The sequence below is a fragment of the Trinickia sp. HAY1-2D genome (genome assembly GCF_056754935.1).
In genome coordinates this window covers 3,399,393-3,412,334 of sequence record NZ_JBPGWX010000002.1, presented here as the reverse complement: position 1 = coordinate 3,412,334, position 12,942 = coordinate 3,399,393, and the positions used below count along the sequence as shown (strand labels likewise).

The window sequence follows — 12,942 nt, the reverse complement described above, 5'->3', positions numbered from 1 at the left end:
TTATGAACACACATGAACCGGCGGATCTCGGGGTGCTGCGCTTCATCACGGCGGGCAGCGTCGACGACGGCAAGAGCACGTTGATCGGACGGCTGCTGTACGACAGCAAGGCGGTGCTTTCGGATCAGCTCTCGGCGCTTTCGCGCGCGAAGATGAAGCGCACGGTGGGCGACGAGATCGACTTGTCGCTCTTGACCGATGGGCTGGAGGCCGAGCGCGAGCAGGGCATCACGATCGATGTGGCGTACCGCTATTTCGCCACGGCCAAGCGCAAGTTCATCATTGCGGACACGCCGGGCCACGAGCAGTACACGCGCAACATGGTGACGGGCGCGTCGACGGCGCATGCGGCGATCATCCTGGTGGATGCGACGCGTGTGACGTTCGAGGCGGGCCAGGCGGTGCTGCTGCCGCAGACGAAGCGCCATAGCGCGATCGTGAAACTGCTGGGGCTGCAGCACGTGATCGTGGCGATCAACAAGATGGACCTGGTGGAGTACAGCGAGACGCGTTTCAACGAGATTCGCGATGCGTACGTGCAGCTCGCGCAGCAACTGGGGTTGAACGGGGTGCGGTTCGTGCCGGTGTCGGCGCTCAAGGGCGACAACATCGTGCGGGCGAGCGAGCGCATGCCGTGGTACGCGGGCGAGGCGCTGCTGGACGTGCTCGAGGCGTTGCCGGTGGCGCCGCCCACGGGCGAGGCGCTGCGTTTTCCGGTGCAGTGGGTGGCGCGCCAGGACGGCGCAAGTGCGGACGACTTCCGCGGCTACATGGGCCGGGTCGAAGCGGGCGAGGTGCGCGTGGGCGACGTGGTGACGGTGCTGCCGGCGGGGCGTGAGGCGACGGTGGCGGAGATCGTGGCGCCGGTGGTGGGCGGCACGGCGGCGGTGACGCGCGCGTTTGCCGGGCAGACGGTGACGATCCGGCTGACGGAGGATGTGGACGTCTCGCGCGGCGACACGTTCGTGGCGGCGCAGCGTGCGCCGCAGCCGGCGAAGAAGCTGGAGGCGGACTTGTGCTGGTTCGACGAGGAGCCCTTATCGACGCAGCGCAAGTATCTGCTCAAGCAGACGACGAACACGGTGTTCGCGCGTGTGGGGGCGGTCAAGGAAGTGCTCGACGTACATACGCTCGCGCACACGAGCGAGCGGCATGCGCTGACGATGAACGACATCGGACGGGTGTCGCTGACGCTGCAAAAGCCGGTGGTGTGCGACGTGTATGACGAGCAGCCGGCGACGGGCGCGTTCGTGCTCATCGACGAGGCCACGCATCATACGGTGGCCGCCGGCATGATTCGTGCATACTCTGCCTGACGCGGCCTGAGGCTCACCAAGCAGGCGACAGACGGCCGCATGAACTCGAACGGGACGGATGGCGTATGGGCAAGGTGTACTTGATCGGTGCGGGGCCAGGGGCGGCGGACCTCATTACGGTGCGCGGTGCCCGTTTATTGGGCATGGCGGACGTGGTGCTGCACGACGCGCTGGTCGAACCGGAAATGCTCGAATACGCGCCGACGGCTCGCAAGATCGCTGTCGGCAAGCGCTGCGGTCGGCGCTCGACGGCGCAGCAGTTCATCAATAAGCAGATCGTCGATGCGGCGCTGACCCATGAGTTCGTGGTGCGGCTGAAGGGTGGCGATCCGATGCTGTTTGGCCGCGCGGACGAGGAAATGCGCGCACTGGAGCAAGCCGGTATCGAGTACGAAGTGGTGCCGGGCATCACGGCGGCGCTCGCGGCCGCATCGGCCGTCAAGCGCTCGCTGACCTTGCGGGGCGTTTCGCGCAGTGTGGCGCTGGCCACGCGCAGCCGCGCACCGGATTCGCAGGAAATCCGCGAGCAGGTCAATGCGGATTCGCTGGTCTTCTACATGGGCCGCGACAGCGCGCCCGAGATCGCGCAGCAACTGATCGATGCGGGACGGGCTGCCGCGACGCCGGTTGCGATCGTGGAAGCTTGCAGCACCGCCCGCGAGCGTACGCTGACATTGACGCTCGAAGCGCTCGCGGCGGGCGAAGCCCAGCAGTGGCTCGATCCGGCTCAGCCGAGCCTGCTGATGATCGGCGAGGCGTTCGCCGAGCGTGGGGCGCGGACACAGGACGCCAGCGGGCAAGGCTTGGTCGACGAACGGCCCGCGCGCGCTGCGGCCTAGCGTCCCCTCTCGCCGGGCCTACGGTTCGAGGCGCGCTTCAGAGCCGAGGAATGCGGTGCTGCCGCAGTAATGCTTCGGGGATCCGCAAAGCTTTACTCAGCTCGTGGTAATCCACTCCGAATATTCGGTGATGGACCGCTGCGGGAAAGTCGTCCCGCGCAACCGTGTTGCCGACGATATACATCTCGCGTATTCCCGCTCGCAGCGCGGCCTCTTCTCCTCCCGGCGTATCTTCGAATCCAACGAGCTCGTCAGGGGGCACCCCTAGCAACTCCGCTGCTTTGAGATAGCCTTCCGGTGCAGGCTTCTTCTGCATCACGTCATCTCCGGTAACCGTGTAGCTGAATGCGTCGCGTGTCCCCGTCCAGTATTTCATCGCGTCCACGCTCTCTCCGGGACTGTTCGTCACCAGCGCGACCGGCCCATGGGTCCTGACGTGCGCGAAAAATTCGGGCGCTCCTCGCACCGGCTTGATTCCGTTCTTCCTGACGAGGTCTCGGAATATCTCGTCCTTCTTTTCGTAGAGCTTCAGTTCTTCCGTGGTCAGGTCGCGATTTTCTCGCTTACGGATCTCGCGGATGACGATCTCTTCGTCGCTGCCGTGGAAGTGATTCGGCTCGTCGGCTTCGACCTTGATATTGAAACACTGATCGAAGAAGATGCACCACGCTTGAGCGTGCACAGGCGCACTGTCGAAGACCGTACCGTCACCATCCGTTACCGATGCAAATCGGCTGTCGCGGCCGTCGTCCGAGAACGTAGCTCGCGCAAGGCGCGGCGCGTCGCCGGGTTGCGAGAGGCGCATAGCCCGCAAATGGCTCAGCGGGCCTTCCAGCGGGTGGCCGGGATGACTCGTGTGCAACCGACCGAGGTCCAGCGTATCGCTATCACCGTCCGCCGACAGCCGAGTTGCTGCGTGGCGAGACTGGTACGCACCTTGTGTATCTCCTGTGTCTCCAACTCTCATGTCAATCCTCCTGTCGAAGATTCGACCGCACGTTCGTCGCCCGTCACGTGGGTGGAGCGGGACTGCGACGGAGCGGCGCCTTATTTCCGGTGCTATGCACCTGGAACGAGCGCATGTTAGGACCCTTCGTCTGATTCCAACGGAATGGAGGCGAAGGCCGGGGGGAGGAAACGAATTCTCGAAAGCTCAGGCGAGCAGTGCGGCTTTCAGTGAGAGGCGGCGAGGAAAGGCAGAAGACGGGGAGCTTTCGTGAACACGAGCGAGGCACCCGGCTCGTCAGCGTTGGCCCTATCGCTGATCGCGTACGCCGATCTGCCGTTGGCAGTACGCGGCGAGCGCGTCGAGTACCGCGTCGTCTTCGCCGACGGGTTGAGCGCAGCGAATCTCGACACCAGCGTGCGCGGCGCGGCATTGGTCGACGACAGCAGGCAAATCTCGCCGGATGTGCCCACCTATGCCGATGAACACCGGCACCACCGTCACCACCGTGCAGCCGGCCGCCACCTGCGCCGCGATGGCCGTCGGCAGATCCGGCGTCATCAGTTCGAGGAATGCCAGGTCGACGCGCGCGCCGGGGCCGGCTAGACCGCGCAGCTTCGCAGCGAGCCGTTCGAACGGCTCGGCCCAGCGTGCGTCGCGCGCGCCGTGGCCGAAGAGAACGATGCCGTTGCGTACCGTCGTCATGATGATCGCGCTCCGAACGTCAATGCCGATCGACCCACTTCAGCGCCACGAAGCCCAGCACGAGGTAGATCAGTGCGGGCGTGGCCGCTGTCATCGGCGCGGGCCATGTGGTGAGCATGCCGATATGCGAAAAAAGCGTGTTGATGAGCTGGAAGCTCATGCCGAGCATGATGCCACCGAATACCTTCACGCCGACCACACCCGCACGCGTGTGCAGGTACGCGAACGGCAGCGACAGCACGAGCATGACGAGCACGGCGAACGGATAGAGCAGCTTTTTCCAGAGTGCGATGTCGTAGCGCTGAGTGTCCTGCCGATTCTCGGTCAAATGCTGGATATACCGGAACAGGTTGAACATCGACATCCGGTCGGGCGCGATCAGCAGCACCGAGAGGATTTGCGGCGTGAGCTCCGAGCGCAGCGAATATTCGGGCAGCGTCGTCTGCGCCGCACGGTAGACGGGGTTCAGCGCGTCGGCGGGGTGCGCGTCGGGCGGCGCGATGCTCGTGAGCTCGGTATCGGTGACACCTTTGAGCAACCAATGGCCGTTACCCTGGTAGCGACCGCTTTGCGCGATGCGTATGTTCGTCAGCCGGAACCCGGGATCGAACTCGTAAATGCGCACATTGCTGATCGACGTGTCGGGCATCAACTCGCCCACGTTGACGAAGCGCGTGATGCGCTCGCCGTTCTCGCGCGCGCCGAGCGTGTCCTTGACCCAGACGCCCGACGCGAAATTCGTCGATACGGCAGAGCCGAGCGCTTCGAGCCGGACGCGCTCCGATAATTGATCGGTATAGGGCCCGACGACTTCGCCGATGAAGTAGGTCAGTGCCACGATGGGAATGCCGATCTTGAGCAGCGACCGAAGCGCTTGCCCGGTCGCGAGCCCCGAGACGCGGAAGATCGTGTACTCGGAGCTCGCGGCCATTTGCGCGAAGACGTAGATCGCACTGATCAGCGCCGCCACCGGGATGATCTCGTAGAACCGCGACGGCGTTTGCAGCGCGACGCGCAGCACGGCATAACCGAACTTGTAGTTGCCGTGCCCGACCGTGTTGAGCTCGTTGATCAGATCGAAAAAGAAAAAGAGCCCCGAGAACGCGAACAGGATGAAGATGAACGCGAGATAGATCTGGCGGGCGAAGTATTTTTCGTAGATGCGCATCGCGTCACGCTCCTGCCGCGCGCTTGAACAGCGCGCGAGAGATCAGCGGCCGGTTGCGCACCCGCAGCCAGAACACGACGACGACGAGCGCCGTCACGACCGCATGCAGCCCCAGGAGGCCGACGACGAACGACATCCGACCCTGTTCGACCCACGACTGCACGACGTTGAGCAGGTTCGAGTAGGTCAGAAAGATCAGCACGGCCATGACGAGGTTGATCGTGCGCCCGCGACGCGGATTCTGATAGGCGAGCGGGATCCCGAGCAGCATCAGATTGATGGCCATGAGCGGCAGCCCCGTGCGCCAGGCGAACTCGGCGAGGTTCGTGTTGCTCGGGTGGCGCAACAGCGCGAGTGTAGGCAGACCGGTTGTCGATGGCTTGCTGACGACCGGCTGTTGCGTGATCTTTACGCCGTAGCGCTCGAATTCCATGATGCGGAAGTCCGGCTTGCCCGGCTCGCCGTCATAGCGGCGGCCGTTGTCGAGCACGACGAATCGCGCGCCGTCTTTTTCGGTTTCGGTGTGACCCTGCTTCGAGACGACGACGCTCACCTTGCCGTTTTCGGTGCTCGTCACGAAGACATTCTCGACCTTGGCCTGGTCGGGCGTCATCTTCTCGACGAAAAAGACGCGATGGCTCGCGGGCGATTCGCGGAACTGGCCCGGCGCCAGCAGCGACACCTCGTCGCGTTGTTGAAAACGCGCGCGGATGAGCTTGTTTTGCGCGTTGGACCAAGGCCAGCCCACGTACGCGAAGAACGCGATGAGCAGCAGCATCGGCGCCGCGAAGGTGGCGATCGGCTTGATGAAGCGCGTGAGACTCACGCCGGAGGCGAGCCAGACCACCATTTCCGAATCGCGGTACCAGCGCGTCAGGACGAACAGAATCGAGACGAACAGCGTCACCACGAGCATCACGGCGAGATAGCCGATGACGGTGAGCCCGATCAGCACGAGAACGTCCTTCGGGTCCACTTCGCCCGAAGCGGCAAAGCCGACGATGCGGATCATCATCGTCGTCAGAAAGATGGTCAGCAGCACCATGAAAACGGCGCCTGCCGTATATGCGAGCTCGCGCTGCAAGGAGCGTTCGAAGATCATTGTCGGCGAGAGATGGCGGGGGCGGAGAACGCGGACGGTGTGCGTCGCGGTCCGACGCCGCAAAAAAATAGCGGATAATTGCGGCTACTTTCCTTCAAAGCAGTAGCCGAATTTTATCCGAGGACGAGCGCGATGGACTTTAGCATAAAAGCCTGTGAGTGGACGAAAGGCACGACGAACGGTTTCCTGACGGGCAAATCGGATTGCATCGTGCTGGGCGTCTTCGAGTCGCAAACCCTGAACGGGGCGGCGCTCGAGATCGACACGGCCACCAAAGGGCTCATTACGCGCATCGTCAAGGCCGGCGATATGCAGGGCAAGAGCGGCACGACCCTCTTTTTGCCGGAGGTCTCCGGCATCGGCGCGTCGCGCGTGCTGCTGGTCGGGCTCGGAAAGCAGGACGGCTTCGGGCAGAAAGCCTACGGCGACGCCGTGCGCGCCGCCTGGCGCGCCATTCTCGGCACGAAGATCGCACAGGTCACGTTCACGCTGAGCCAACTGCCGATCCAGGAGCGCGGCGGCGAGTGGGCCGTGAAAGCCGCCATCCTCGCGCTGCGGGCCGAAACCTATCAGTTCACGCAGATGAAGGGCAAGCCCGAGCCCGTCAAACGCAACCTCAAGCGCATCGTTTTCAGCGTCGATGCGGCGGACGAGAAGCTCGCCAAGGCCGCTGCCAAGGAAGGCGCCGCACTGGCGAACGGCATGGACCTCGCCCGCGATCTCGGCAATCTGCCCGGTAACGTATGCACGCCGACCTACCTCGCCGACACGGCGAAAAAGCTCGGCAAGGAATGGAATCTGAAGACCGAGATACTGGGCGTGAAGCAACTCGAGGCGCTCAAGATGGGCTCGATGCTGTCGGTCACGCGCGGCTCGGCCCAGCCGCCGCAATTCATCGTCATGCAGTATCAGGGCGCCGGCGCCAAGACGGCGCCGGTCGTGCTCGTCGGCAAGGGGATCACGTTCGATAGCGGCGGCATTTCGCTGAAGCCCGGCGAGGGCATGGACGAAATGAAGTACGACATGTGCGGCGCGGCCTCCGTTTTCGGGACGCTGCGTGCCGTTGCGGAACTCGGCCTGAAGCTGAACGTCGTCGGCATCGTGCCGGCGTGCGAGAACATGCCGAGCAGCACGGCCACGAAGCCGGGCGACATCGTCACGAGCATGTCGGGCCAGACGATCGAAATCCTCAATACGGATGCCGAGGGCCGGCTCGTGCTCTGCGACGCCTTGACTTACGCGGAGCGCTTCAAGCCGGCGGCCGTGGTCGACATCGCCACGCTGACGGGAGCGTGCGTGATCGCACTCGGCCATCATATGAGCGGACTCTTTTCGAAAGACGACGCGCTGGCCGGCGAGCTGCTCGATGCCGCGCGCGAGGCCGCGGATCCGGCCTGGCGCATGCCGCTCGACGAGGAGTATCAGGAGCAGCTCAAATCGAATTTCGCCGATGTCGCCAATATCGGCGGCCGCCCGGGGGGCAGCGTCACCGCGGCCTGCTTCCTGTCGCGCTTCACTTCGGCCTATCCGTGGGCGCACCTCGATATTGCAGGTACGGCATGGAAGAGCGGGGCGGCCAAGGGTTCGACGGGCCGGCCGGTGCCGTTGCTCACGCAGTTCCTCATCGACCGCGCCGCGCAGTGATGGCGGCACGCATGGCCTCTTGCGCGACGAGGAGCCCGCGGTGACGCGCATCGATTTTCATACGAATGTCGGCGACTCGCTGCTCTACGCGTGCCGGCTCGCCCGCAAGGCCTACCTGGCCGGTCAGCCCATCGTCGTGCTGGCCGACGCGGCGCGCCTGCGCGCGTTCGACGAGCGGTTGTGGACCTTCTCGCCGCTCGAGTTCGTGCCGCACTGCATGGCGGATCAGCCGCTCGCCGAGCGCACGCCCGTGGTACTCGCGACCGATCTCGAAGCGGCGCCTCACCATCGCGTACTGCTCAATCTCGGTGCGACGGTGCCGGCGCAGTTCGCGCGCTTCGAGCGTTTGCTCGAAGTCGTCGGCAATGCCGAGGAGGAGTTGCTCGCGGGCCGCGAGCGTTATCGCTTTTATCGCGACCGCGGCTATGCGCTCAACAACTACAAGCAGGGCGCCTGAGATGGCGCACTAGCGTTTGTCCGACACCCGCAAGGCCGGCATGCCATCGTGGCGCAAACGCCCGGGCCGTCCAGCCTAACGGGCCGATCCAAGAGAAAGGGAGACCCATCGTGACCGATCCCAAGCATCCCGAACATTCGAGCGATTCGAGCGATCCGGGCGATCCCGATTCGCTCCCCGTGCTGACCGATGTACTCGTGGCGGGGCGGCCGCCGATGCCGCGCCCTACGGCACAGCACGAGCCCGATGCCGCGACGCGAAGCGAGCCGTCGATGCACGAATCGGCGCGATCGTTCGCGACCGTGGAGCAGCATGAGGCACGCCGCCCGACGGAGTCGAGCACCGAAGCCGTCCGAGCCGCGCAGATCGAGGAGTTTGTCGAGCCGGCTGCCGCTGCACCATCGATATCCGCCGAAGCCCCTGCCGATACGCCAGTTGAAGCGCCGATCGAGGCATCGACCGCGGCAGAGCGACAGGCAGAGGTAGAGCGACAAGCTGAAGCGGAGCGACAAGCCGAAGCAGCGCAAGACGCAACGGCGCAACAACAGGCTCAGGCCTCGGCGCCGCTATCTTCAGCCGCGCCTGCCGTCGAACTGCCTGCCGCGGAGGATTTGTCCGAACGCGATGCGGAGCAGCTTGCCGAGCGTCTGCGCGTGCGGTTTGCAGGCTACCTGCGCGAGGAAGGGCGAGCGGTCATAGAAGCACGTTGCCGCGAGGCTTTGCAGGAGCACACGAGCTGGCTCGTCCGGCAAGTGACGCGTGAAGTCGCGCTCGCCCTCGAAGGGGAGGTGGTGGGCTGGGTGCGCGACGCGGTGCGCGAGGAACTCGCGGCGCACCGCGCATCGCGCCGCCCGGGCGCGCAATAGTGCCCGGCGTCAGCCGGTGACCGCGCCCTTGTTCGCGGGCCGCGCGAGCGCCGCGTACTTCGCCAGCACGCCCCGCGTGTAGCGCGGCGCCGGCTGCTTCCACGCCGCGCGGCGGCGTTCGAGTTCGGCATCGTCGACATTCAGCTGCAACAGCAGCTTGTGTGCATCGATCGTGATCGAATCGCCCTCCTGAACGAACGCGATCGTGCCGCCCACGAATGCTTCGGGGGCGACGTGACCGACCACCATGCCCCAGGTCCCGCCCGAGAAACGGCCGTCGGTGATGAGCCCGACCGATTCGCCGAGGCCCTTGCCGATCAGCGCCGACGTGGGTGCCAGCATCTCGGGCATGCCGGGACCGCCTTGCGGGCCCAGATAGCGCAGCACGAGGACATCGCCGGGCCGGATCTGATCTGCAAGAATCGCGGCCAGCGCGCTTTGCTCGTCGTCGAATACACGTGCAGGGCCCGTGATCGCGGGGTTCTTGAGACCGGTGATTTTGGCGACGGCCCCATCGGTCGCGAGGTTGCCCTTCAGAATGGCGAGGTGGCCTTCCTTGTAAAGCGCCTTGTCGATCGGGAAAATCACTTGCTGATCGGCACGCGGCACGCTCGGCACGTCCTTCAGTTCTTCGGCGAGGGTCTTGCCGGTGATCGTGATGCAATCGCCATGCAGCAGGCCCGCGTCGAGCAGAATCTTCATGACTTGCGGTACGCCGCCCGCGCGATGCAGATCGGTCGCCACGTATTCGCCCGACGGCTTCAGATTGCAGATGACGGGCACACGCTGGCGCACGCGCTCGAAATCGTCGATCGTCCATTCGACCTCGGCCGCATGCGCGATCGCGAGGTAGTGCAACACCGCGTTCGTCGAACCGCCCGTCGCCATGATGACGGCCACGGCGTTTTCGATCGACTTCTTCGTGATGATGTCGCGCGGCTTCAGATCGCGCTTGACGGCCTCGACCAGCACGCGGGCCGACTCAGCCGCGGACGTGACTTTTTCATCGTCGGGGTTGGCCATCGTCGACGAGTAGAGCAGCGACATGCCGAGCGCCTCGAACGACGAGCTCATCGTATTGGCCGTGTACATGCCGCCGCATGATCCGGTGCTCGGGCAGGCGTTTTGCTCGATGCCGTCGAAGTCTTCCTGCGACATGCGTCCGGCCGTGAATTCGCCGACGGCCTCGAACGACGAGACGATCGTCAGATCCTTGCCCTTCCAATTGCCGGGACGGATCGTGCCGCCGTAGACGTAGATGCCGGGCACGTTCATGCGCGCGAGCGAGATCATGCCGCCCGGCATATTCTTGTCGCATCCGCCGATGACGACGACGCCATCCATCCATTGACCCTGCACGCAAGTCTCGATGCAATCGGCGATGACTTCGCGCGAGACGAGCGAGTACTTCATGCCTTCGGTGCCCATCGACATGCCGTCGGAGATCGTCGGCGTACCGAATATCTGCGGGTTGGCGTCCGCGTCTTTCACGGCGCTCACGGCGGCATCGGCGAGGCGTTGCAGGCCCGCGTTGCAAGGCGTGATGGTCGAATGGCCGTTGGCGACGCCGATCATCGGCTTGTCGAAATCGTCCTTCTTGTAGCCGAGCGCGTAGTACATCGAGCGGTTCGGCGCGCGGGCAACGCCCTGCGTGATGTTTTGCGAGCGACGGTTGTAAGCCATGGGGACTCCGGGTTCGTTCGATTGCCTGTAGATGCCGTGCACGCAAAGCCTGATGCGGGCGCATTGGCCGCATGCCGCAGCAGCTTTGCGTGGGGTGGCGCCAGAATGCCCTGACTCGATACGCGTGTCCAATATATTATTGAGGGCTGATTAAGTCGAAAAACATATCAGTCGATCGAAACCCGAAAGGGAAGGGAGCCCTCCATGACGCCCGATCTGCGGCAATTGCGTTACTTCGTCGCTGTAGCCGAGGAGCGGCACTTCGGCCGTGCCGCCAAGCGGCTGGCGATGACCCAGCCGCCGCTTTCGCAAAGTATCCGCGCACTCGAGGAGGAACTCGGCGTCGCGCTTTTCGCGCGCACGAAGCGTACCGTCGAGCTCACGCCGGTAGGCGCCGATCTGCTGCCGGAAGTGCGCAAGCTGCTGGCCGCGGCGGAGGGCCTGCGCCCCCTCGCGCAAAGCCTGGCGCGGGGCGAGGCCGGTACGTTGGCACTGGCGTTCGTTTCGACGGCCGATTACGGATTGTTGCCGCAGCTTCTGCGCGAATTCGCAGGACGCTACCCCGGTGTGCGGCTGCAGCTTGCCGAAGCGACGAGCGACGTGCAGATCGACGAGCTCGTGGCGGGCCGCGTCGACGCGGGGCTCGTCATCGCGCCTTTGCCGCCGCGACACGCGGCCGCGCTGACCTACCTTCCCGTCATGCGCGAGCCGCTTATCGCCGCGCTGCCCAGCACTGCCGCGCGCGTGCGCTCGCGCAATCGGCATGGGGAGCCGCCCGAGTGGGACGAGACACCCGTGACGCTCGCCGATCTGGCCCAGTTGCCGCTCGTGATCTTCCCGCGTCGTTTGGCGCCGGGGTTTTATGACATCATTACGGGCTGCTACGGTGCCGCGGGGCTCACGCCGCGCATCGGCCAGGAGGCGATTCAGATGCAAACGATCGTCAGCCTGGTCTCGGCAGGCATGGGCGTGGCGCTCGTGCCGCAGTCGTTGCGCAACTTGCGCCGCACCGGCGTTGTCTACCGGCCGCTGGCCGAGCGTGCGCCGATCGTCGAGACCGGGCTCGTCTGGCGCACGGCCGATGTCAGTCCCGTGCTGGCCGGGTTCCTGGATGTCGTGCATGGCCACGCCGCGGCACTCGCGGCGAACGCCGGTGCGAATGCGTCGGCATGACCGTGGCGTCGCGCCGCCGCCGCCCGGGCGCGGGCCGCCCGTCGCGGTCCTACCCGTCGATCAACCGTTCTATGCCAATTAAGCCTATACGATGCTGATTCATCCCAACTTCGATCCGGTGGCGATCCATCTCGGACCGCTCGCCGTGCGCTGGTACGGCCTGATGTACCTCGTCGCGTTCACGATGGCGATCGTCGTCGGCCGGCTGCGCTTGCGGTTGCCGCATGTCGCCGCGCAAGGCTGGAGCGTGCGCGATATCGACGACATGATGTTCTACGGCGTGCTCGGCACGATCGTCGGCGGGCGGCTCGGTTACGTGCTCTTTTACAAGCCCGACTACTACTTCATGCATCCGCTCGACATCTTCAAGGTCTGGCAGGGGGGCATGTCGTTTCACGGCGGCTTTCTCGGCGTCACGCTCGCGATGATGCTGTTCGCGTTCCAGCGCAAGCGCACCTGGCTGCAGGTGACGGATTTCGTCGCGCCGATGGTGCCCGCCGGGCTCGCGGCCGGCCGGCTCGGTAACTTCATCAACGGCGAGCTCTGGGGCCGCGTGACCGATCCGAACGCGCCGTGGGCGATGCTGTTTCAGAGCGCGACGGAAGACGACGCGCGCTGGCTCATCGCGCATCCCGAGCTCGCGGCGCGCTGGCATCTCGGCGAAATCTTCGCTAAGTACCATATGCTGCCGCGGCACCCGTCGGAGCTCTATGAGATCGCGCTCGAAGGCATCGTGCTCTTTTTCGTGCTCTGGTTTTTCTCGCGCAAGCCACGGCCCGTCGGTGCAACCTCCGCCGTGTTTCTGATGGGCTACGGGCTGGCCCGCTTCATCGTCGAGTTCGCGCGCGAGCCGGACGACTTCCTCGGGCTACTCGCGCTCGGCATGTCGATGGGGCAGTGGCTCTCGCTGCCGATGATCGTCGTGGGCATCGTACTGTTCGCGTGGTCGTACCGTCGCGCGGACAAGGCACCTGCCGCACTTGCCCGCTGAGGCGGCAGCGCGGACGGCAGCGCTGGCTGGCGCCAGCGCAAGCCGGCAATGA

General features: G+C 64.9%; 12 protein-coding genes. 7 read left to right on the top strand and 5 right to left on the bottom strand.

All coding sequences use genetic code 11. From position 1 onward, the window contains the following. Positions 1-2: 2 nt before the first annotated feature. Both ACR9ZC_RS22925 and cobA read left to right on the top strand, forming a co-directional pair. On the top strand, positions 3-1,316 hold the full coding sequence (locus ACR9ZC_RS22925; RefSeq protein WP_481582025.1) for a sulfate adenylyltransferase subunit 1: 1,314 nt from the start codon (positions 3-5) through the stop codon (positions 1,314-1,316). Between the two features lie 65 nt (positions 1,317-1,381). Further along, the gene (gene cobA / locus ACR9ZC_RS22920) at positions 1,382-2,155 is read left to right on the top strand and encodes a uroporphyrinogen-III C-methyltransferase (RefSeq protein WP_331568380.1); all 774 of its coding nucleotides are present in this window, start codon (positions 1,382-1,384) and stop codon (positions 2,153-2,155) included. 37 nt (positions 2,156-2,192) lie between these two features. On the opposite strand, the gene ACR9ZC_RS22915 is transcribed toward cobA, so the two are convergent. From ACR9ZC_RS22915 to lptF, 4 genes are all read right to left on the bottom strand, one after another. After that, positions 2,193-3,122, bottom strand: a complete 930-nt coding sequence (locus tag ACR9ZC_RS22915) for an HAD family hydrolase (protein WP_481582024.1) — start codon at positions 3,120-3,122, stop codon at positions 2,193-2,195. A 288-nt stretch (positions 3,123-3,410) separates the two neighbouring features. Next, positions 3,411-3,806 (bottom strand): sirohydrochlorin chelatase, encoded by a 396-nt coding sequence (locus ACR9ZC_RS22910; protein WP_481582023.1) that lies wholly within the window; start codon positions 3,804-3,806, stop codon positions 3,411-3,413. A gap of 19 nt (positions 3,807-3,825) precedes the next feature. Beyond that, complete coding sequence (lptG, locus tag ACR9ZC_RS22905; protein ID WP_331568383.1) at positions 3,826-4,974, bottom strand: LPS export ABC transporter permease LptG; 1,149 nt, start codon at positions 4,972-4,974, stop codon at positions 3,826-3,828. Positions 4,975-4,978: 4 nt separating this feature from the next. Then, positions 4,979-6,076, bottom strand: a complete 1,098-nt coding sequence (gene lptF / locus ACR9ZC_RS22900) for an LPS export ABC transporter permease LptF (RefSeq protein WP_331568384.1) — start codon at positions 6,074-6,076, stop codon at positions 4,979-4,981. 132 nt (positions 6,077-6,208) lie between these two features. On the opposite strand from lptF, the gene ACR9ZC_RS22895 reads away from it, so the two are divergent. From ACR9ZC_RS22895 to ACR9ZC_RS22885, 3 genes are all read left to right on the top strand, one after another. Further along, positions 6,209-7,720: a leucyl aminopeptidase gene (locus ACR9ZC_RS22895; protein ID WP_481582022.1), complete on the top strand. Its 1,512-nt coding sequence runs from the start codon at positions 6,209-6,211 to the stop codon at positions 7,718-7,720. 40 nt (positions 7,721-7,760) lie between these two features. Beyond that, positions 7,761-8,177 carry a DNA polymerase III subunit chi gene (locus tag ACR9ZC_RS22890; protein WP_481582021.1) on the top strand — a complete coding sequence of 139 codons (417 nt, stop codon included), beginning with the start codon at positions 7,761-7,763 and terminating at the stop codon, positions 8,175-8,177. A 110-nt stretch (positions 8,178-8,287) separates the two neighbouring features. Further along, complete coding sequence (locus ACR9ZC_RS22885) at positions 8,288-9,043, top strand: DUF2486 family protein (protein WP_481582020.1); 756 nt, start codon at positions 8,288-8,290, stop codon at positions 9,041-9,043. A gap of 9 nt (positions 9,044-9,052) precedes the next feature. On the opposite strand, the gene ilvD is transcribed toward ACR9ZC_RS22885, so the two are convergent. After that, a complete protein-coding gene (gene ilvD / locus ACR9ZC_RS22880) occupies positions 9,053-10,726 on the bottom strand; it encodes a dihydroxy-acid dehydratase (protein WP_481582019.1) in 1,674 nt (557 codons plus the stop codon). Between the two features lie 204 nt (positions 10,727-10,930). On the opposite strand from ilvD, the gene ACR9ZC_RS22875 reads away from it, so the two are divergent. Both ACR9ZC_RS22875 and lgt read left to right on the top strand, forming a co-directional pair. Further along, positions 10,931-11,899 carry a LysR substrate-binding domain-containing protein gene (locus ACR9ZC_RS22875; RefSeq protein ID WP_481582018.1) on the top strand — a complete coding sequence of 323 codons (969 nt, stop codon included), beginning with the start codon at positions 10,931-10,933 and terminating at the stop codon, positions 11,897-11,899. Between the two features lie 91 nt (positions 11,900-11,990). Then, positions 11,991-12,890 (top strand): prolipoprotein diacylglyceryl transferase, encoded by a 900-nt coding sequence (gene lgt / locus ACR9ZC_RS22870; RefSeq protein ID WP_481582017.1) that lies wholly within the window; start codon positions 11,991-11,993, stop codon positions 12,888-12,890. Positions 12,891-12,942 lie beyond the last annotated feature (52 nt).